Genomic DNA, 19,195 nt, shown 5'->3' on the forward strand with positions numbered 1-19,195 from the left:
TTGTATTTTTTACGGGGGTGTTGTGTAAAAAAATGAACAAGGCTAAGCTCGATTCAAACCCATAACAGCAATAATACCGGGGTGCTTCATGTCTCGCCTGCCGTTAATCGGCGTCACCGCCTGCTCCAAACAGGTCGGTTTGCATGCTTATCACATCAGTGGCGACAAATACGTCCGTGCAGTCGCAGTCGCTGCCAAGGGCTTGCCATTGATCATTCCATCCTTGGGTGATCTGCTCGACCCGGCCAATATTCTTGACGGCCTGGATGGCATTCTCTTTACCGGCTCCCCGTCCAATATCGAACCCTTTTACTACGATGGTCCGGCCAGCGCGCCCGGGACTGCTCATGATTCTGCACGCGACCAGACCACCCTGCCGTTGCTGCGCGCCGCGATTGCGGCCGGCGTGCCGGTGCTGGGCATCTGCCGTGGCTTTCAGGAAATGAACGTGGCGTTCGGCGGCAGCCTGCACCAGAAGGTTCATGAAGTACCGGGCATGATGGATCACCGCGAAGACGAGACCCAGCCGCTGGAAGTCCAGTACGGCCCGGCGCACGCCGTGGCGATTACCCCCAATGGGGTATTGGCAGGCCTGGGTTTGCCGCCGACGATCCAGGTCAACTCGATTCATAGCCAGGGCGTTGATCGCCTGGCGCCGGGTATGCAGGTCGAAGCGACCGCACCCGATGGGTTGATCGAAGCTTTTTCTTACACGTCGGGCAAGGCTTTTGCTTTAGGAGTGCAATGGCACCCCGAATGGCAGGTAAGCTCTAACCCGCACTACCTCGCGATCTTCCAGGCCTTTGGCTCGGCTTGTCGAAAGCGGGCGATGCAACGCGACGCGGATGCTGCGTCAACCAACGCCTGACCTTTAATGGATGTCAGGAAACACAGCCCAGAGGCATTTATGAGTAACAACCTCGACCAGCTCACCGATTGGTTGAAAGACCACAAGATCACAGAAGTCGAATGCATGATTGGCGACCTCACGGGCATCACCCGGGGCAAGATCTCGCCGACCAACAAGTTCATTGCCGAAAAAGGCATGCGCCTGCCCGAGAGCGTTCTGTTGCAGACCGTGACCGGCGACTATGTCGAAGACGACATCTATTACGAATTGCTCGACCCGGCCGACATCGACATGATCTGCCGCCCCGACCAGAACGCGGTATTCCTGGTGCCTTGGGCCATCGAGCCCACCGCCCAGGTGATCCACGACACCTACGACAAACAAGGCAACCCCATCGAGCTGTCGCCGCGCAACGTGCTCAAGAAGGTACTCAAGCTCTATTCCGACCGGGGTTGGCAGCCGATCGTGGCGCCGGAGATGGAGTTCTACCTGACCAAGCGCTGCGAAGACCCGGACTTCCCGTTGCAACCGCCGATTGGCCGTTCCGGTCGCCCGGAGACGGGCCGTCAATCCTTCTCTATAGAAGCCGCCAACGAATTCGACCCGTTGTTCGAAGACGTCTACGACTGGTGCGAACTGCAGGAGCTGGACCTCGACACGCTGATTCACGAGGACGGCACGGCGCAGATGGAAATCAACTTCCGTCACGGCGATGCTTTGTCCCTGGCCGACCAGATTCTGGTGTTCAAGCGCACCATGCGTGAAGCCGCGCTCAAGCACAACGTGGCCGCCACCTTTATGGCCAAGCCGATGACCGGCGAGCCGGGCAGCGCGATGCACTTGCACCAGAGCATCATCGACATCGCCACCGGCAAGAACGTCTTCTCCAATGAAGACGGGACCATGAGCCAGCTGTTCCTCAACCACATTGGCGGCCTGCAGAAGTTCATCCCTGAATTGCTGCCGCTGTTTGCTCCCAATGTGAACTCGTTCCGCCGCTTCCTGCCCGACACGTCGGCGCCGGTTAACGTGGAATGGGGCGAAGAAAACCGCACCGTCGGCCTGCGCGTACCGGATGCCGGCCCGCAGAACCGCCGCGTCGAAAACCGCCTGCCAGGCGCCGATGCCAACCCGTACCTGGCGATTGCCGCCAGCTTGCTGTGTGGCTACATCGGCATGGTCGAAGGCCATAACCCCAGCGCACCTGTAGTGGGTCGTGGTTACGAGCGCCGCAACCTGCGCCTGCCGTTGACCATCGAAGACGCCCTGGAGCGCATGGAAAACAGCAAGACCATCGAGAAGTACCTGGGGCAGAAATTCATCACAGGCTACGTCGCGGTCAAGCGGGCCGAGCATGAAAACTTCAAGCGCGTGATCAGTTCGTGGGAGCGGGAATTCCTGCTCTTCGCCGTCTGATGCGCCGGGCGCGCGGGGTAACCCGCGCGCCCTTCACCGAAAAGTCTAGGAGACCGGTATGTCCAGCAACAACCCGCAAACCCGTGAATGGCAAGCCTTGAGCAATGATCACCACCTGGCGCCGTTCAGCGACTTCAAGCAATTGAAAGAGAAAGGCCCACGGATCATCACCAAAGCCCACGGCGTTTACCTGTGGGACAGCGAAGGCAACAAGATCCTCGACGGCATGGCCGGCCTGTGGTGCGTGGCGATCGGTTACGGTCGCGATGAACTGGCTGACGCCGCCGCCAAGCAGATGAAAGAATTGCCGTACTACAACCTGTTCTTCCAGACCGCGCACCCGCCGGTGCTGGAGTTGGCCAAAGTCATTGCCGATGTCGCGCCTGCCGGCATGAACCACGTGTTCTTTACCGGTTCCGGCTCCGAAGGCAACGACACCATGCTGCGCATGGTCCGCCACTACTGGGCGGTCAAGGGCCAGCCGAACAAGAAAACCATCATCAGCCGCAAGAATGGCTACCACGGTTCCACCGTGGCCGGCGCGAGCCTGGGCGGCATGACCTATATGCATGAACAGGGCGACCTGCCGATTCCGGGCATCACCCACATCGCCCAGCCGTACTGGTATGGCGAAGGCGGCGACATGAGCCCGGAAGAGTTCGGGATCTGGGCTGCCAATCAGTTGGAAGAAAAGATTCTGGAACTGGGCGTGGACAACGTCGGTGCCTTTATTGCCGAGCCGATCCAGGGTGCCGGTGGCGTGATCGTGCCGCCTGAGACCTACTGGCCGCGCATCAAGGAAATCCTCGCCAAGTACGACATCCTGTTCGTCGCCGACGAAGTGATCTGCGGTTTCGGCCGTACCGGCGAATGGTTCGGCAGCGATTTCTACGACCTCAAGCCGCACATGATGACCATCGCCAAAGGCCTGACCTCGGGTTACATCCCCATGGGCGGCCTGATCGTGCACGACGACGTGGTTGCCGTGCTCAACGAAGGCGGCGATTTCAACCACGGGTTCACCTATTCCGGTCACCCGGTGGCCGCCGCCGTGGCCCTGGAAAACATCCGCATCATGCGCGATGAAAAAATCATTAAGCGTGTGCACGAAGAAGCGGCACCGTATTTGCAGAAACGTCTGAGGGAACTGGCTGATCACCCGCTGGTGGGTGAAGTGCGCGGTGTGGGCATGCTCGGGGCGATTGAGCTGGTGCAGGACAAGGCCACGCGCAAACGTTACGAAGGCCGTGGTGTGGGCATGATCTGCCGCACGTTCTGCTTCGAGAATGGCCTGATCATGCGCGCCGTGGGCGACACCATGATCATTTCGCCGCCGCTGGTGATCAGCAACGCGGAAATCGACGAGCTGGTGACCAAGGCTCGCCACTGCCTGGACCTGACTTTGGCGGCATTGCAGGGCTAAGTGCTAGGCTCAGAACGCAGCGGCTTTCGGGCGCTGCATTCTGAGCAGCTATAAATGAGGCTTTGGTTGAAAGCCGGCCTCGGAACTTGCCAGACTGTCGCCCTGTTTTGTTGCCCTTTAGACGGGCCGCTTAACACTGTAAGAACGTGGCCCAAAAAAGAAAAACTGGAGCATCACCAAATGAAGGCATTAGGTTTGAAGAACGCTGGCAAGACCCTCCTCGCCTTGTCCCTGTTGGGCGCAATGGCGGGCGCGGCCCAGGCAGACGATAAAGTCCTGCATGTGTACAACTGGTCCGACTACATTGCACCGGACACCATCGCCAACTTTGAAAAAGAGTCGGGCATCAAGGTGGTGTACGACGTTTTTGACAGCAACGAGACCCTCGAAGCCAAGTTGCTGGCAGGCAAGTCCGGTTACGACATCGTCGTGCCGTCGAACAACTTCCTCGCCAAGCAGATCAAGGCCGGTGTCTATCAGGAGCTGGACAAGTCCAAGCTGCCTAACTACGACAACCTGAACAAATCCCTGCTTAAAGCCGTGTCGATCAGCGACCCGGACAACAAGCACGCCTTCCCGTACATGTGGGGCTCGATCGGCATCGGCTACAACCCGGAGAAGGTCAAGGCTGCACTGGGTATCGACAAGATCGACTCATGGGACGTGCTGCTCAAGCCTGAAAACATCGCCAAGCTCAAAAGCTGTGGTGTGAGCTTCCTTGATTCGCCAACCGAAATGCTGCCGGTGGCACTGCACTACCTGGGCCTGCCGACCGACACCCAGAAGAAAGCTGACCTCAAGCAAGCTGAAGACCTGTTCCTCAAGCTGCGCCCATCGATCGGCTACTTTCACTCGTCCAAGTACATCTCGGACCTGGCCAATGGCAACATCTGCGTAGCCGTGGGTTACTCGGGTGACATCCAGCAGGCCAAGTCCCGCGCGGCTGAAGCCGGTGGCAAGGTCAAAGTGGCCTACGACATTCCGAAAGAAGGCGCCGGCAGCTTCTTCGACATGGTCGCCATCCCTAAAGATGCCGAAAACGTCGACGCCGCCTACAAGTTCATGAACTACCTGCTCAAGCCGGAAGTCATGGCCTCGATCACCAACAGCGTGCGTTTCCCGAACGGTAACGAGAAGGCTACCGCACTGGTCGACAAAGACATCACCAGCGACCCGGGCATCTACCCGCCAGCCGATGTGCAGGCCAAGCTCTACGCCATTGCTGACTTGCCGGCTGCAACCCAGCGTGAAATGACACGCAGCTGGACCAAGATCAAATCGGGTAAATAAACGTTGAAACCTGTGGGAGCGGGCTTGCCCGCTCCTGCACAAACCAGTTCACAAAAATTAAATGACAGAAAGTTTTGCCGGATCGGTTTATCGAGGGTAAGTTGCGCGCCGGTTTTGTTGCCGGGCAACAACTTTAAGGCCCAACTATTTAAGAGGACCTCCACTTGCCAATTTCTTTATTTCGCAAAGCCATGCTGGTGGGTGCAGGTATCACGCTGGCTGTGAGCGTGCAGGCCGCACCGACGGTGCATATTTATAACTGGTCGGACTACATTGGCCCGGACACCCTGGCCAACTTTGAAAAGGCGACAGGCATCAAGCCCGTGTATGACGTGTTTGATTCCAACGAAACCCTGGAAGGCAAGTTGCTCGCCGGTCGTACCGGTTACGACGTGGTGGTGCCGTCCAACCATTTTCTCGGCAAGCAGATCAAGGCTGGCGCGTTCCAGAAGCTCGATAAGTCATTGCTGACAAACTATGCCAACCTCGACCCGGCGCTGCTAAAGCGCCTGGAAAAGAACGATCCAGGTAACCAGTATTCCGTGCCGTACCTGTGGGGTACCAACGGCATTGGCTACAACGTCGATAAAGTCAAAGAAGTGCTGGGCGTCGACCATATCGACTCCTGGGCCGTGCTGTTCGAGCCGGAGAACATGAAGAAGCTCGCCTCCTGTGGCGTTTCGTTCATGGACTCGGCCGATGAAATGCTGCCGGCGGTGCTCAACTACATGGGCCTGAACCCCAACAGCACCAACCCTGAAGACTACAAGAAGGCCGAAGAGAAGCTGCTCAAAGTGCGGCCCTACGTGACCTATTTCCATTCTTCCAAATACATCTCGGACCTGGCCAACGGCAACATTTGCGTGGCAGCCGGTTTCTCCGGTGATGTGTTCCAGGCCAAGGCCCGTGCAGCCGAGGCTGGCAAAGGCGTGAACATCGCCTACACGATTCCCCAAGAAGGCGGCAATTTGTGGTTTGACGTGCTGGCGATTCCCAAGGACGCCACCAACGTCAAAGAGGCCCACGCCTTCATCAACTATTTACTGCAACCTGAGGTGATCGCTCAGGTCAGTGATCAAGTCGGTTACGCCAACCCTAACCCAGGCGCGGACAAACTGATGGAGCAATCGATACGCACTGACGCAGCGGTTTACCCACCGCAGGCGGTTCTCGACCGGACGTTCGTCAACTTCGAGCTACCCCCGAAAGTGCAACGTTTAATGACCCGTAGCTGGACCAAGGTCAAGACGGGCAAGTAAAGCTCAAACTATCCAAGGTTTTGCCCGTCTTGGGCGAACCTCAAATTTTGTTGGGAGTTTCGTAAATGGCAGTTGCCTCCGGCGCCTATAAGAAAGCCCTCGAGGGCGACCAGACACCGAAAAAGGTGTTGGTCAAAATCGACCGGGTCACGAAGAAGTTCGACGAGACGATTGCCGTGGACGATGTGTCCCTGGAAATCAAAAAAGGCGAGATCTTCGCCTTGCTCGGCGGCTCGGGTTCGGGCAAATCCACCCTGCTGCGCATGCTCGCAGGCTTCGAGCGCCCAACGGAAGGTCGCATCTACCTCGACGGTGTGGACATCACCGACATGCCGCCGTACGAGCGGCCGATCAACATGATGTTCCAGTCCTACGCCTTGTTCCCACACATGACCGTGGCGCAGAACATCGCCTTCGGCCTGCAACAGGACAAGATCCCCAAGGCTGAAGTCGACGCCCGCGTGGCCGAGATGCTCAAGCTGGTGCAGATGAGCCAGTACGCCAAGCGCAAGCCGCACCAGCTGTCCGGTGGCCAGCGCCAGCGTGTGGCGTTGGCACGTTCCCTGGCCAAGCGCCCGAAACTGCTGCTGCTCGATGAGCCGATGGGCGCATTGGACAAAAAGCTGCGTTCGCAGATGCAGCTGGAACTGGTGGAAATCATCGAGCGCGTGGGCGTGACCTGCGTGATGGTGACCCACGACCAGGAAGAGGCCATGACCATGGCCGAGCGCATCGCGATCATGCACCTGGGCTGGATCGCGCAGATCGGCAGCCCGATCGACATCTACGAAACCCCAACCAGCCGCCTGGTGTGTGAGTTCATCGGCAACGTGAACATTTTCGACACCCAAGTGGTGGACGACGCCGAAGGCCACGCGGTGCTCAAGTGCCCGGACCTGGACCGCGACATCTACGTGGGCTACGGCATCGCCACCTCGGTGGAAGACAAGTCGGTGACCTACGCGATCCGCCCGGAAAAGCTGCTGGTCACCACCGAAATGCCGACCTGCGAGCACAACTGGTCCAGCGGCAAGGTGCACGACATCGCCTACCTGGGCGGCCATTCGGTGTTCTACGTGGAACTGCCAAGCGGCAAGCTGGTGCAGTCTTTCGTGGCCAACGCCGAACGCCGTGGCCAGCGCCCAACCTGGGGTGACCAAGTGTACGTGTGGTGGGAAGACGACAGCGGCGTGGTACTTCGCTCATGAACATGAAGAAGTTCAAACGCCAGCTGCAACGAATAACACCCGGTGGCCGGCATGTGGTCATCGGGATCCCTTTCCTCTGGCTGTTCCTGTTTTTTGCGCTGCCGTTCTTCATCGTCCTGAAGATCAGCTTTGCCGAAGCCGACGTGGCGATCCCGCCTTACACCGAGATCTACACCTTCGTTGAGCAAAAGCTGCAATTGGTGCTCAACCTGGGCAACTACGCGATGCTCGGCGACGATGAGCTGTACATCGCCGCCTACCTCGGCTCTCTGAAGATGGCATTTTTCAGCACGATTTTGTGCCTGTTGATCGGCTACCCGATGGCTTACGCCATTGCCAGCGCGCGCAAAGAGATGCAGACCGTGCTGGTGCTGCTGATCATGATGCCTACCTGGACTGCGATCCTGATCCGCGTGTATGCGTGGATGGGCATCCTCAGCAACAACGGCTTGCTCAACGGCTTCCTGATGTCCATCGGGCTGATCAACGAGCCGCTGCAGATCCTCAACACCAACATTGCGGTGTATATCGGCGTGGTCTACTCGTACCTGCCGTTCATGATCCTGCCGCTGTACGCCAACCTGGTCAAACACGACCAGAGCCTGCTGGAAGCCGCATCGGACCTGGGTTCGAGTACCTTCAACAGCTTCTGGAAAATCACCGTGCCGCTGTCCAAGAACGGCATCATCGCCGGCTGCATGCTGGTGTTTATCCCGGTGGTGGGCGAGTTCGTGATTCCTGAACTGCTCGGCGGCCCGGAAACCCTGATGATCGGTAAAGTGCTGTGGCAAGAATTCTTCAACAACCGTGACTGGCCGGTGGCGTCTGCCCTGGCGGTGGTGATGCTGGCGATCCTGATCGTGCCGATCATCCTGTTTAACCGCAGCCAAGCCAAAGAGATGGAGGGCAAGATATGAAGCGCTTCAGTTTCTCGAGTTTCATGCTGGTGGCGGGGTTGCTGTTTATCTACCTGCCGATGCTGATCCTGGTGATCTACTCGTTCAACGAATCCAAACTGGTGACGGTGTGGGGCGGTTGGTCGATCAAGTGGTACGTGGGCTTGCTGGACAACACCCAGTTGATGGGCTCGGTGGCGCGCTCGCTGGAAATCGCCTGCTACACCGCCGTTGCGGCGGTGGCATTGGGTACGCTGGCGGCGTTCGTGCTGACCCGTATCAGTCACTTCAAGGGCCGCACGCTGTTCGGCGGCCTGGTGACTGCGCCATTGGTGATGCCCGAAGTGATCACCGGTCTGTCGCTGTTGCTGCTGTTTGTGGCGATGGCGCAGATGATCGGTTGGCCCCAGGAGCGTGGCATCGTCACCATCTGGATCGCTCACACCACGTTCTGTGCCGCGTATGTGGCGGTCGTGGTGTCGGCGCGCTTGCGTGAGCTGGACCTGTCGATCGAAGAAGCGGCGATGGACTTGGGCGCACGGCCATGGAAGGTGTTCTTCCTGATCACCATCCCGATGATCGCGCCGTCCCTGGCAGCGGGCGGCATGATGTCGTTCGCGCTGTCGCTGGACGACCTGGTACTGGCCAGCTTCGTGTCGGGGCCGGGTTCGACTACGTTGCCGATGGAAGTGTTCTCGGCAGTACGTCTGGGGGTTAAACCCGAGATCAACGCCGTGGCCAGTTTGATTCTGCTGGCGGTGTCGCTGGTGACCTTCCTGGTGTGGTTCTTCAGCCGTCGGGCCGAAGAGATGCGCAAGAAGGCGATCCAACAAGCCATCGAAGAAGCGGCGGCGGACGGTTGGCAGCAACCGGACAAGCGCCGGGCGCCTGCGCCGGTCTAACTGGCGCAACACGTAAACAATGTGGGAGCTGGCTTGCCTGCGATAGCGGTGTGTCAGTCGAAGGATGAGTCGACTGACATGGCCTTATCGCAGGCAAGCCAGCTCCCACATTTGATTGCATTTCAAGTCAGCTATGCAGCCCAAGGCGACTTGCGAATCACCTCGACAAAATTCATCGGCTTGAACCCCGGCTCCTGATCCACCAGCACATCGGTCTTCACGTTGCCAAACGTGGTCTGCGGGCGATGGCGCAAGCCGTCGGCAAACGCGCAGATGATGCATTCCTTGAACCCTTCGCCGCGTGGATGCGCATGCACCACGGCTTCGCGCTGCACGCTGGAAAAGGCGGCGTAGTCCATGCCCAGCACGTCCATCTCAACGCCTGCAGTCACCAGTGCTACGGTCGGGCGCAAGTGCTGCGGTACACCCGGCGTGGTGTGCAGGGCGATCGACAACCAGACTTGTTCGATATCGTCATCGCTCAGCCCGTAAGGCTTGAGGAACGCGGCAGCTGCATTGGCGCCGTCCACTTCGAAGCGCTCGTCGTCACTGCGATGGCCTTCGACCAGGCCCAGGTCATGGAACATCGCGCCCACGTAAAGCAGCTCCGGGTTGTAGGCCAGTTGCTCGCGCTCACCGCTCAACGCACCGAACAGAAACACCCGGCGCGAGTGGTGGTACAGCAGGTCGGACTCGACGTCGCGGATGTATTCGGTGGTGGCCTTGGCCAGGGCGCTGTCCGGGATCTGGATGCCGGCGATGGCGTTGCTCATGGTCGTTCTCCTCAACAAAGCGCCGGGGGTGGCGCCGATGAGTGAAGTTTGGTCGCGTGCCCGCGATGGGGCTAGCGCGGCGAGGGTGCGATGTCGGCCAATGTGGCTCGATATCAAGCCACATGCGGTCAAATGTGGGAGCCGGCTTGCCTGCGATGCTGACGACTCGGTCTGTCAGTTAGACTGAGGGGAGGCCATCGCAGGCAAGCCAGCTCCCACAGGGGTTTACGTTCCTCCAGTAGAAGGTGTGTGTTCATGGGCAAAACCGTCGCCATCCTGATCTTCCCCGGCGTCCAGTCACTGGACGTGACCGGCCCCATGGATGTGTTCTGCGAGGCCAACCGTTTCCTGCCGCCCGAAGACCATTATCAGCTTGAAGTGATCGGCCTGAGCCACGGCACTATTCCAGCCTCCAACGGCCTGTCATTGCAGGCCCATCGGCATTACCCCGAAGCCCTGCAAGCCTACGACTTGCTGCTGGTCGCTGGTGGCCCACAGCTGCCCTTCGAGGATTTCGGCGCCCAGTTTGATGATTGGCTACGTGGCGCTGCCGCCCGCGCACAGCGCTTTGGCTCGATCTGCAATGGCGCCTTCATGCTGGCGCGCGCCGGGTTGCTCGATGGCAAAACCGTCACCACGCACTGGAACGATGCCGCCGACCTGGCGCGCCTGTGCCCCTCGGCCCAGGTGGATGCTGACCGTCTCTACGTGCAGGACGGTAATCTCTACACCTCGGCGGGCGTCACGGCCGGCATCGACCTGTCGCTGTACCTGCTGGCCCAGGATCACGGCCCGGAAGTTGCGCTGAGCGTGGCCAAGCGCCTGGTGGTGTTCACCCAGCGTTCGGGCGGGCAGTCGCAGTTCAGCCCGTTCCTCACGCCTCACGCCGAAAGCACTTCGGCGGTGGCGTTGGTGCAGCTTTACGTACTGGCGAACTTGACCGGGGATTTGACCATTGCCGATCTGGCCAAGGCGGCCAACATGAGTGCGCGTAATTTCTCTCGGGTGTTTGCTCGTGAGGCGCGCATAACGCCTGCCGAGTTTGTCGAGCGGGCGCGAGTGGACGCGGCGCGGGTGATGCTCGAAAGCAGCCCCGCACCGCTCAAGACTGTGGCCTATCAATGCGGTTTCCGTGACGCCCAGCACATGCGCAGTGTGTTCAACCGCCGGCTGGGCGTGTCGCCGCAACAGTTCCGGCTTAACTTTGCGGCGCCGGTGTGAGCGTGTCGTAGGCTTCCAGCGCGCGCAGCGAATAGATGTACGCAGCACCGGCATTCAGCGAGATGGCGGTGGCCAGGGTGGCGGCAACTTCTTCGCGGGTCGCGCCGGCCTTGATCGCCGCGTCGGCATGCGCGGCGATACAGCCGTCGCAGCGCGTGGTGATGGCCACGGCGATGGAAATCAGCTCACGGGTCTTGGCGTCGAGTACTTGGTTTTCCTCGGCAGCCTCGCCCAGCGCCATGTAGGCTTTGACCATCTTCGGGTTGCTCTTGCCCAGCGCGCCAAAGGTTTTGTTTACGTTAGCAAGCAAGTTGGACCAGTTATTGAACATTGCGGTAACTCCTGAACGGGTTGGGTGTGAAGCCAGTCTGCGCGGTTCAGGTTTGGCGCTTTTGTTCTATCCACTCACCTTTTTGACCGATGCTCGCAAATGAACTCTATCGACACCCTGATTGCGTTGGCCAACCTGCGCGGCAGCCTGGACCTGCGTTGCCAGTTCCAGGGCGCGTGGGCCATGGACCACGAGCCTGAGCCGCTGGGCGTGGCGCCGTATCACATTGTGCTGGCGGGCACCTGCCAAGCCGAGTTGTCGGGCGGCCAGCAGGTGACGCTGGAGGAGGGCGACATCCTGTTGATGCCCGGTGGCGCGACGCACCTGGTACGCAGCCAGGGCGCGCGGGTAAAGCCGGTGGCGCAGACCGTCATCGAGGGCGGCCTGTTGCCGATCCACCGCCTGGGAGGAGAGCCGCCGGACGTGGATATGCTCTGCGGCAACTTTCACTACAACCGCCAGTCGTTGTTGTTCAGTGCGTTGCCGGACTACTTGGTGGTGTCCAGCCGTGAGTGGCAGGGCGATGGGCAATTGGCAGCGTTGATTGCCTTGTTGCGCAGCGAAGCGGACGGCCAGCAACTGGGCGCACGCTCGTTTATCGACGCGCTGTCGTCGGCCTTGTTCACTCTGATCCTGCGCACCTGGCTGACCCGCCAGGCGCCGGTGGCGGGCACCTTCGCTTTGCTCGCCGACAAGCGCCTGAGCAAAGCCTGGCAGGCGATGCTGGCCGAGCCCGGCCATGAGTGGACCATCGACAGCCTGGCGGCAGCCGCCACCATGTCGCGGGCAACCTTCATGCGGGCGTTTGTGAAAGTCGCGGGCGTGTCGCCGTGGGTGCTGCTGACGCAGCTGCGCATGGAGCTGGCATTCAACCTGCTGCGCCAGTCGCGCCTGAGCCTGCTGGATATCGCGGCGCAGGTGGGTTACCAGTCCCAGGCGGCGTTCAGCAAGAAGTTCAAGGAAACCTATGGCGAGGCGCCGGGGCGGATGCGGGCGAACACAGACTAACTGCGATAGCATCAACTCGGTCTGCCTGATGGACCGAGTTGATGCTATCGCAGGCAAGCCAGCTCCCACACAAGCCAGCTCCCACATTGATCGGGTTTACAGGCTGTTACCGGGCAGGCAACAGCTTCAGCGTGCCACGGGTATTCGCCGTCACCTCTTCCTCACTGAAATGCGCCTGCTCGTACCCACCCTCGATATAGGTTTCTGCCTGGTCGCCATAGTGCGAGTCAAACGGCACCCCGCTTTGCCCCACGGGGTTGATGGTCAATGCATGGGCCGGGTCGGCAAAGTCGATCAGGCGCCGGGTCGACGGGCCATAGGTCACGGGCCACGGCGCAGGGCCGATCATGGCCGATTGGTTATTCGGCACTTCGTGGGTGCCGGGCGCCGGGAATGGGCCGACGTTGAAAATCTTGTCCAGTGGCTTCTGCATGCCCAACGGATGCCCATGGGTCAGGGTATGGGCCTTGCCCCACTGCCATTGCGACGGGTCATCGCCAAAGGTGGCCTTGAGGTGCGCGAGGCTGTTGTCCCAGGCGAGTTTTACCGTGTCCGCGCGCTTGCCGTTCCACCATGGCGAGTCCGCCGAGGCGGCCAGGCGTGGCAGTGCGGCGTCGATCACCCGCGTGGTGATCAGGGTTTTGAACATCGCGTCGCCCAGTTTCGGGTGGAAGGCCGCGTCGGTGAGGTTGAACAGAAACTGGTTGAACAGCGTGGCGCTGGTGGAGTCCAGCGGGTAGTCGCCTTTCCAGCTTGCAAGCTGCTCCACCAGTTTCAACTGTGCCGGGCCCTTGACCACTTCACGCAGCACCGGCAACAGCGGCGCCAGCAGGCGTGGGCCGTAGGCGGTGGTGGTGCCCAATTGCAAGGCCTGGCTGTTGTTCACGTCCCACTTCACGCTTTTGTCGCTCAACTGCGTGTTCAACTGCTGGCCGCGATCGGCGAGGTTGTAGTAACCAGGGATTTCCATGCCAGTGGGCGAGGCCGGCTGGGCGTTGGCCGACACCACATAACCACGTGCCGGGTTTTCTTCCTGGGGGTTGGCGCTGAACGGGTAGAAGCCCAGCTTGTCGGCCTGGGCGGTACTGCCGTCGAGAATAAACGCTGGGTTGACGCCGGCCGGGCGGATCGGCAACTGCGCCGCCGCCCACCAACCGATATCGCCCTTGGCATTCGCCCACACGATATTCAGGCCCGGCGCTGAAACCTTGGCAGCGGCGGCGCGCACTTTGGCCAGGGTGTCGGCGCGGTTGAGTTCGTAGAAACCTTCGAGGATCGGGTTTTCGGTGTCGAGGAACGCCCACCACATGGCAATCGGCGTGCTGCCGGCATTCTCGCCGAGCACATCATTGATGATCGGGCCGTGGGGCGACTGACGCAGGGTGAGCGTCACCGGCGCCTGGCCCTTGACCGCAATCTGCTGTTCGCTGCTGGTCATGTTGACCCATTGGCCGTGGTACCAGACCTGGTTGGGGTTGTCCGGGTTGACCTTTTCGGCGATCAGGTCGAGGTCATCGTTCTGGAACATGGTCAGGCTCCAGCCGAAATCCAGGTTGTGCCCCAGGAACGCCACCGGCACCAGTGCGTTGTGATAGCCGTACAGCTCAAAACCCGGCGCCGACAATTGCGCCTCGTACCACACCGACGGCACCGAGAAACGGATATGCGGGTCACCGGCCAGCAACGGTTTGCCGCTTTTGGTGCGGCTGCCGCTGATGGCCCAGGCGTTGCTGCCTTCGAACTGCGGCAAACCGTTGTCGGCCAGGGCCTTGTCGCTCAAGGTGGCAAGGGCGCCGAGGGATTTCCAGTCACTGGCGGCCAGGTTGAGGGCGCCCTTGGGTTGCCAGTCGAGGTCGAAGACTTTCAGGTAGTCGCTGCCGAGCTGGTCGCGCACGTAAGTCAGCAGCGGCTCGGTACGAAACGCGGCAGCAAAGCTGTAGGCCATATACCCGGCAACACTGATGGTGTCCTCGGCGGTAAACCGTCGTTTAGGAATGCCCAGCACGTCAAACTCCACGGGGCTGGCGTGGCTGTCCTGATATTGGTTGATGCCATCCAGGTAGGCTTGCAAGGCCTTCCAGGCTGCCGAGTCGTGGTCCATGTGCTCGACGTAACTCAAGGCGCGCTCGCGAATGCGCAGGCTGCGAAACAGCTTGTCGGTCTCCAGCACCTTCGGCCCCAGCACCTCGGCCAGCTCGCCACGGGCCAGGCGCCGCATGATCTCCATCTGGAACAGCCGGTCCTGGGCATGCACGTAGCCCAGGGCGCGGTACAGGTCGGTCTCGTTCTCGGCGCGAATGTGCGGCACGCCACGGTCGTCATAACGCACCGTGACCGCGCCTTGCAGGTTGGCCAGTGTCTCGGTGCCCTGGCGGGTCGGTTGCTTGCTGTACACATACCAGCCGGCGCCGGCCAAGAGGGCGGCAATCAGGATAGCGAGCACGGTCAGGCTGCGTTTCATGGACGGTCCTTGAGTCAGTCACCTTGAAGGTCAACGGAGTCTAATCGGTTTGGCGAGAACTGCGGGAAATGCTGATATGCCGCAGCGACAGCCGAGGTTCAAGTGCCGAATGTGTCGAGTACGCTACTATTGCGCCGGTCATCTTTGAGCTTTTTTCCATGACTTGCGCCACGCAACCTACCCCAGACTCCAGCCGCGCCGAGGTTGCCTACGCGTGCTGCCTGGAAGCGCCCTCGTTGATCGGCCGGTTTTTGCAGCACCCGCCACAGGGCTTTGACGCCCGGCTGTCCGCCCAGGGCCTGCCGTACTTCTTCACGCCATTTGACCTGCTGACGACGGCTGAAGACGAGTTCGTGAACCGTGTGCGCGGCTGGCCCGGGTTTGGTCTTTGGAATGCGTGGCTGCGCATCGACAGCTGCTTTGTCGGCACCACGGTCAGCGAATATTCGCCATTGCCCCGCAACGTGCCACCCCAGGACCTCGCGCAGTGGCTGCAAGAAGAGTGCGCGCCGCAGCGCAAACTCACAGTCGTCAAAGATCTGCCCTGTGACTCGCCGCTGCTCAGCGATGCAGACAACCGCTACGCCCAAGCCTTGATCGAGGACTGCACCCGGCGCGGCTTTATCAGCCTGGAAGGCCAGGCGCTGGCCTATGTGCCGATCAACTTCAGCAGCATCGACGAGTACCTGGCGCGTTTGTCCCACAGCCGTCGGCGCAATATCCGACGCAAACTGCGCAGCCGCGAGGCGTTGCGGGTGGAAGTCCTGGACACTGGCGATGCGCGCTTCAACGATGAGGCCTGGCTTGCGCAGTTGTACGGCCTGTACAAGGCGGTGTACGACCAGAGCGAGATCCACTTTGACCTGCTCACCGCGGAATTTTTCAGCAGCCTGCTACGCGATGCGGGCAGCAGCGGGCGGGTGTTCTGCTACTGGCACTGCGACGAACTGATCGGCTACAACCTGTGCTACGTAGAGGGCGACAAGCTGCTCGACAAGTACATCGGGCTCAACTATCCGCAGGCGTTGGAGTTCAACCTGTACTTCGTCAGCTGGTTTGTGAACCTGGAATACGCCGTGGCCAATGGGCTGAAATTTTATGTGGCGGGTTGGACCGACCCGCAGGTCAAGGCCAGCCTCGGCGCCGACTTTACCTTCACCCGTCATCTGGTCTGGATCCGCAACCCGCTGCTGCGCAAGCTCGGCAACCGTTTCCGTCATCACTTTGAAAGCGATGCGCAGTGGCAGCAGGAGAAATCCGAATGAGCCAGGACCGCGCGCCGCTGATCCTCGATTTCGACAGTGCCGTGAGTGATATTCCCGGCGCGATTACCTTGCCCATGCAGGCCTGGCAGGAAAAAATCCGCTTCGGTTGCCGCTGGGCGCAGTTCAAGGAGCTGGAAACCGCCCTGCACGCGCAGATGCCCAGCGATTACGGCTGTGTGTTCACCGGCAGCGGCGATTATCACCACCTCAGCCAGCTGCTGTTGAACCGCCTGCCGACGCAGCAGAAATTCCAATTGATCATTTGCGACAACCACCCTGACAACATGCGCTACCCGTTCGGCATCCATTGTGGCTCATGGGTTTACTGGGCCAGCCGTTTGCCACAGGTCGAGCATGTGCATGTGTTGGGCATCGGTTCCCAGGATATCGGCCTGGGCCATGCCTGGGAGAATCACTGGTCGCCGCTGCTCAAGCGCAAGCTGACTTACTGGAACGTCAACGTCGACACGCGCTGGATGAATTGGATCGGCGCCGGGCGCAGCAACCGTGCGTTCGGCAACGCCGATGAGCTGATGCGTGCGTTCCTCGCGCAGTTCGACCGTTCACTGCCGGTTTACCTGTCCATCGACAAAGACGTGCTGAGCCCCGAAGTGGTCAACACCAATTGGGACCAGGGCGAGTTCCTGGAGCAGCATTTGAACGACCTGATCGACGCTTGTCAGGGCCGGATCATCGGAGCGGACATCACCGGCGATGTGTCGGCTTACCACTATGAGAGCAAGTTCAAACGCTGGTTGAGTGCCTCCGATGGCCAGGAAGAACTGCCGCCGGCGCAGGTGCAGATCTGGCAAGCACAGCAGAACGAGCTGAATGGCCGGTTGGTGGCCCGTATCAATCAGGGGTGGCGACAATAACTTTTAGCTGGGCGAATACGCGTTCGAAGTGTTCGTCCGTCAGCCAATGGCTGTTGCTGATCGACAGTGTGCGGCTGGCAAATGCCTGGGCCTGGCTAATGTCGCCGCCCGGTTGCAACAGCGGGACGACGGCGGGGTAGTCCGGCAAGGTGTGGATAAACAGGCGGGTCACGCCGAGCCCGGATGTCCACAGTTGCGCCATGGCGGCATCACGCGCCTGTGCAGACGGCATCAGCACCATCAAAAACGGCCAGGTGCCTTGCTGCCCCAGTCGGTCCATGATCACCGCGACGCCGGGTAAGTCATTCAAGCGCGCCGCCCGGCGTAAGGCGCGGGTACGGCCTTGTTGCAAGTAGTCAGGCAAGCGCGCCAGTGCGGCAGCACCGACCTTCTGCCGATAACCGCCGAGGCGGTGCAGCGGGATATCGTTGACCGAAAAATCATCACCCACGGCGGCCACTTCATCACCCTGTGCCAGCGCCGTGCGCAAGGCGTTGCCATACACGTAGTGCAAGCCGCGCGGTTGGTAAAGCAGCGCGTAACCCCAGAGTTCGGCGCTACGTTGCAGCTCCCAGCGCAGGCTGAAGGGCAGGTCCTGCGCGCACTGGCGGTGCAATGCCTGGTGCAGCACCGGGTCGCGGCTGAACAGCACGCCGCCTTCGGCTGTGGTCAGGCCTTTGCCCAGCGCCAGGCTGAAAAACCCCACATCGCCTTTGAGCCCGACGCTGCGGCCATCGTCGAGGGCGCCCAGGGCTTGGGCGGCGTCTTCGATCACCACAGCGCCGACTGACTCGGCAATACGCTTGGCGGCGTCCACATCGGCCACGCGCCCGGCCAGGTGGGTGACCACCACGGCCAGGGTACTGTCGTCGCACAGCTGCTTGAGGTGTTGCTCGTCGAGGTCAATGCTGCCGGGCTGCAAATCACAGGGCACCACACGCAACGGCGGGCAGTAATGCGCGGCCAATGCCACCAGCGGGCAGGTGTACGCCGGCACAATCAGCCGGGTGCGGCCGGGCATGCGTTGCTGCAACACGCGCAGGGCGATGATCAGCGCGGCGGTGCCGGAGCAGGGCAGTGCAGGCAGTGGAATCGAAAACTGGCGGGCCAGCGACTGGGCGAGGTCGCCCGATAAACTGAGCAAATCCCGCCCGCGCAAGGGCAGGCCGGCGGTGGGCGGGATTTCTTTGTTCATGACACCAGAGGCTGCGAAGGTTCGGCCTCGACGGTTTTGCTCTCTTTGTCTTCACTGCGCGCCAGGCACAGGATGCCCGCGATGATCAGTGCGCCGCCGATGATTTTCGGCCAGGTCAGGGTGTCATCGAACAGCCAGACCGAGATCAGCGTCACGCTGATCAACTCCAGGTGCGAGGCCGCAAACGCCGGGCCTACCGGGGCGTATTTGAGCAAGGTCATCCAGGTAAAAAACGCGCCGATATAGCCGACAAAGGCGCCGTAGATCCACGGTGCGCCAAACACCCGGGCCAGCCACGCGACGTCCATGGTCAACGGTTCGGCATGCACCGAGGCAAATTTGAAACTGACCTGCGCCAAGGTGTCGAAAATGATCAGCGCGAGAAAACCCAGGATATAAAAACGTTTCATCATTCAAACCCTACGACGGTCACGCCACAGGCGATCAGCATGATGCCGATCAACCGCCATTTGCTCAGGCTTTCCTTGAACAGGAAACGCCCGGCAATCATGATCACCACAATGTTGATCGAACCCAGCATCACGCCGACCGACAACGGCACCAGCGTCAGGAACGCCAGCCACAACACGAATTCGAAGACATAGCAGATCACCCCCAGCCAGATCCACGGGCGCTTGAGCATGTGTTTCCAGTGGGCGAGGCCGTCATGCTCGGCGCTGGCCGAGGCGGCGGCTTTGAACGCCAGTTGGCCGGACGTATCGACGATAACGTTGAGCATCCAGAGGATGATGGTTAACTGGCTCATGGAGTCTCGCGTCTGCTTGCAATGTCGCTGGACGCTTACAATACAGGAGCCTGCCG

18 protein-coding genes and 1 pseudogene are annotated in these 19,195 nt (G+C 60.5%); 12 read left to right on the top strand and 7 right to left on the bottom strand.

Features of this window, described 5'->3' with window-relative positions:
- Positions 1 to 88: 88 nt before the first annotated feature.
- From ACQY47_RS16045 to ACQY47_RS16080, 8 genes are all read left to right on the top strand, one after another.
- Complete coding sequence (locus tag ACQY47_RS16045) at positions 89 to 868, top strand: gamma-glutamyl-gamma-aminobutyrate hydrolase family protein (RefSeq protein WP_395600500.1); 780 nt, start codon at positions 89 to 91, stop codon at positions 866 to 868.
- A 39-nt stretch (positions 869 to 907) separates the two neighbouring features.
- Complete coding sequence (locus ACQY47_RS16050) at positions 908 to 2,266, top strand: glutamine synthetase family protein (protein WP_017139534.1); 1,359 nt, start codon at positions 908 to 910, stop codon at positions 2,264 to 2,266.
- A 58-nt stretch (positions 2,267 to 2,324) separates the two neighbouring features.
- Positions 2,325 to 3,689 (top strand): aspartate aminotransferase family protein, encoded by a 1,365-nt coding sequence (locus tag ACQY47_RS16055; protein WP_099550304.1) that lies wholly within the window; start codon positions 2,325 to 2,327, stop codon positions 3,687 to 3,689.
- A 195-nt stretch (positions 3,690 to 3,884) separates the two neighbouring features.
- On the top strand, positions 3,885 to 4,979 hold the full coding sequence (locus tag ACQY47_RS16060; RefSeq protein WP_026013874.1) for a polyamine ABC transporter substrate-binding protein: 1,095 nt from the start codon (positions 3,885 to 3,887) through the stop codon (positions 4,977 to 4,979).
- A gap of 164 nt (positions 4,980 to 5,143) precedes the next feature.
- Complete coding sequence (locus tag ACQY47_RS16065) at positions 5,144 to 6,238, top strand: polyamine ABC transporter substrate-binding protein (RefSeq protein WP_428550192.1); 1,095 nt, start codon at positions 5,144 to 5,146, stop codon at positions 6,236 to 6,238.
- Positions 6,239 to 6,303: 65 nt separating this feature from the next.
- Positions 6,304 to 7,446, top strand: coding sequence for an ABC transporter ATP-binding protein (locus ACQY47_RS16070; RefSeq protein WP_003195240.1), 1,143 nt, complete (start codon positions 6,304 to 6,306; stop codon positions 7,444 to 7,446).
- Entirely contained in the window at positions 7,443 to 8,363 is a 921-nt protein-coding gene (locus ACQY47_RS16075; protein ID WP_017139530.1) for an ABC transporter permease subunit, read from the top strand. The genes ACQY47_RS16070 and ACQY47_RS16075 overlap by 4 nt, the downstream gene beginning before the upstream one ends.
- Positions 8,360 to 9,244 carry an ABC transporter permease subunit gene (locus ACQY47_RS16080; protein WP_056860728.1) on the top strand — a complete coding sequence of 295 codons (885 nt, stop codon included), beginning with the start codon at positions 8,360 to 8,362 and terminating at the stop codon, positions 9,242 to 9,244. Before ACQY47_RS16075 ends, ACQY47_RS16080 begins: the two co-directional genes overlap by 4 nt.
- 131 nt (positions 9,245 to 9,375) lie before the next feature.
- Here the strand turns inward: ACQY47_RS16080 and ACQY47_RS16085 are convergent, their stop codons facing one another.
- Positions 9,376 to 10,017 (bottom strand): HD domain-containing protein, encoded by a 642-nt coding sequence (locus ACQY47_RS16085; RefSeq protein ID WP_428550197.1) that lies wholly within the window; start codon positions 10,015 to 10,017, stop codon positions 9,376 to 9,378.
- A 255-nt stretch (positions 10,018 to 10,272) separates the two neighbouring features.
- Here ACQY47_RS16085 and ACQY47_RS16090 point away from each other — a divergent pair, with 255 nt between their 5' ends.
- The gene (locus ACQY47_RS16090; RefSeq protein ID WP_428550200.1) at positions 10,273 to 11,238 is read left to right on the top strand and encodes a GlxA family transcriptional regulator; all 966 of its coding nucleotides are present in this window, start codon (positions 10,273 to 10,275) and stop codon (positions 11,236 to 11,238) included.
- Here the strand turns inward: ACQY47_RS16090 and ACQY47_RS16095 are convergent.
- Positions 11,216 to 11,569 carry a carboxymuconolactone decarboxylase family protein gene (locus ACQY47_RS16095; RefSeq protein ID WP_017139526.1) on the bottom strand — a complete coding sequence of 118 codons (354 nt, stop codon included), beginning with the start codon at positions 11,567 to 11,569 and terminating at the stop codon, positions 11,216 to 11,218. The two genes, ACQY47_RS16090 and ACQY47_RS16095, sit on opposite strands and share 23 nt — an antisense overlap.
- Positions 11,570 to 11,668: 99 nt before the next feature.
- Here ACQY47_RS16095 and ACQY47_RS16100 point away from each other — a divergent pair, with 99 nt between their 5' ends.
- Positions 11,669 to 12,577: an AraC family transcriptional regulator gene (locus ACQY47_RS16100; RefSeq protein WP_428550204.1), complete on the top strand. Its 909-nt coding sequence runs from the start codon at positions 11,669 to 11,671 to the stop codon at positions 12,575 to 12,577.
- Positions 12,578 to 12,683: 106 nt separating this feature from the next.
- Here ACQY47_RS16100 and ACQY47_RS16105 read toward each other — a convergent pair whose 3' ends face one another.
- A complete protein-coding gene (locus ACQY47_RS16105) occupies positions 12,684 to 15,038 on the bottom strand; it encodes a penicillin acylase family protein (RefSeq protein WP_428550207.1) in 2,355 nt (784 codons plus the stop codon).
- Between the two features lie 158 nt (positions 15,039 to 15,196).
- Between ACQY47_RS16105 and ACQY47_RS16110 the strand changes: the two genes are divergently transcribed.
- A complete protein-coding gene (locus ACQY47_RS16110; protein WP_428550210.1) occupies positions 15,197 to 16,303 on the top strand; it encodes a GNAT family N-acetyltransferase in 1,107 nt (368 codons plus the stop codon).
- Between the two features lie 4 nt (positions 16,304 to 16,307).
- Here the strand turns inward: ACQY47_RS16110 and ACQY47_RS16115 are convergent.
- A pseudogene (locus ACQY47_RS16115) lies at positions 16,308 to 16,379 on the bottom strand (hypothetical protein); the annotation flags it as partial.
- Here ACQY47_RS16115 and ACQY47_RS16120 point away from each other — a divergent pair.
- Positions 16,345 to 17,178, top strand: a complete 834-nt coding sequence (locus ACQY47_RS16120) for a hypothetical protein (RefSeq protein WP_428550213.1) — start codon at positions 16,345 to 16,347, stop codon at positions 17,176 to 17,178. The pseudogene ACQY47_RS16115 and the gene ACQY47_RS16120 sit on opposite strands and share 35 nt — an antisense overlap.
- Here ACQY47_RS16120 and ACQY47_RS16125 read toward each other — a convergent pair.
- From ACQY47_RS16125 to ACQY47_RS16135, 3 genes are read right to left on the bottom strand one after another with little or no spacing between them, the layout of a single operon-like run.
- On the bottom strand, positions 17,156 to 18,373 hold the full coding sequence (locus ACQY47_RS16125) for a DegT/DnrJ/EryC1/StrS family aminotransferase (protein ID WP_428550216.1): 1,218 nt from the start codon (positions 18,371 to 18,373) through the stop codon (positions 17,156 to 17,158). The genes ACQY47_RS16120 and ACQY47_RS16125 overlap by 23 nt on opposite strands.
- Positions 18,370 to 18,783 (bottom strand): DMT family transporter, encoded by a 414-nt coding sequence (locus ACQY47_RS16130; protein WP_017139520.1) that lies wholly within the window; start codon positions 18,781 to 18,783, stop codon positions 18,370 to 18,372. Before ACQY47_RS16130 ends, ACQY47_RS16125 begins: the two co-directional genes overlap by 4 nt.
- Positions 18,783 to 19,139 carry an EamA family transporter gene (locus tag ACQY47_RS16135; RefSeq protein ID WP_026013873.1) on the bottom strand — a complete coding sequence of 119 codons (357 nt, stop codon included), beginning with the start codon at positions 19,137 to 19,139 and terminating at the stop codon, positions 18,783 to 18,785. Before ACQY47_RS16135 ends, ACQY47_RS16130 begins: the two co-directional genes overlap by 1 nt.
- Between the last annotated feature and the right edge of the window lie 56 nt (positions 19,140 to 19,195).

The sequence above is a fragment of the Pseudomonas edaphica genome, assembly GCF_965277385.1.
Classification (GTDB): domain Bacteria; phylum Pseudomonadota; class Gammaproteobacteria; order Pseudomonadales; family Pseudomonadaceae; genus Aquipseudomonas; species Aquipseudomonas edaphica.

Excerpts from the sequence above, each read along its gene's own strand:
- ACQY47_RS16130 (WP_017139520.1), bottom strand. The coding sequence starts at position 18,783 with ATGAAACGTTTTTATATCCTGGGTTTTCTCGCGCTGATCATTTTCGAC.
- ACQY47_RS16135 (WP_026013873.1), bottom strand. The coding sequence starts at position 19,139 with ATGAGCCAGTTAACCATCATCCTCTGGATGCTCAACGTTATCGTCGAT.
- ACQY47_RS16110 (WP_428550210.1), top strand. The coding sequence starts at position 15,197 with ATGACTTGCGCCACGCAACCTACCCCAGACTCCAGCCGCGCCGAGGTT.
- ACQY47_RS16080 (WP_056860728.1), top strand. The coding sequence starts at position 8,360 with ATGAAGCGCTTCAGTTTCTCGAGTTTCATGCTGGTGGCGGGGTTGCTG.
- ACQY47_RS16075 (WP_017139530.1), top strand. The coding sequence starts at position 7,443 with ATGAACATGAAGAAGTTCAAACGCCAGCTGCAACGAATAACACCCGGT.
- ACQY47_RS16085 (WP_428550197.1), bottom strand. The coding sequence starts at position 10,017 with ATGAGCAACGCCATCGCCGGCATCCAGATCCCGGACAGCGCCCTGGCC.
- ACQY47_RS16090 (WP_428550200.1), top strand. The coding sequence starts at position 10,273 with ATGGGCAAAACCGTCGCCATCCTGATCTTCCCCGGCGTCCAGTCACTG.
- ACQY47_RS16070 (WP_003195240.1), top strand. The coding sequence starts at position 6,304 with ATGGCAGTTGCCTCCGGCGCCTATAAGAAAGCCCTCGAGGGCGACCAG.
- ACQY47_RS16045 (WP_395600500.1), top strand. The coding sequence starts at position 89 with ATGTCTCGCCTGCCGTTAATCGGCGTCACCGCCTGCTCCAAACAGGTC.
- ACQY47_RS16105 (WP_428550207.1), bottom strand. The coding sequence starts at position 15,038 with ATGAAACGCAGCCTGACCGTGCTCGCTATCCTGATTGCCGCCCTCTTG.
- ACQY47_RS16095 (WP_017139526.1), bottom strand. The coding sequence starts at position 11,569 with ATGTTCAATAACTGGTCCAACTTGCTTGCTAACGTAAACAAAACCTTT.
- ACQY47_RS16100 (WP_428550204.1), top strand. The coding sequence starts at position 11,669 with ATGAACTCTATCGACACCCTGATTGCGTTGGCCAACCTGCGCGGCAGC.
- ACQY47_RS16055 (WP_099550304.1), top strand. The coding sequence starts at position 2,325 with ATGTCCAGCAACAACCCGCAAACCCGTGAATGGCAAGCCTTGAGCAAT.
- ACQY47_RS16050 (WP_017139534.1), top strand. The coding sequence starts at position 908 with ATGAGTAACAACCTCGACCAGCTCACCGATTGGTTGAAAGACCACAAG.
- ACQY47_RS16125 (WP_428550216.1), bottom strand. The coding sequence starts at position 18,373 with ATGAACAAAGAAATCCCGCCCACCGCCGGCCTGCCCTTGCGCGGGCGG.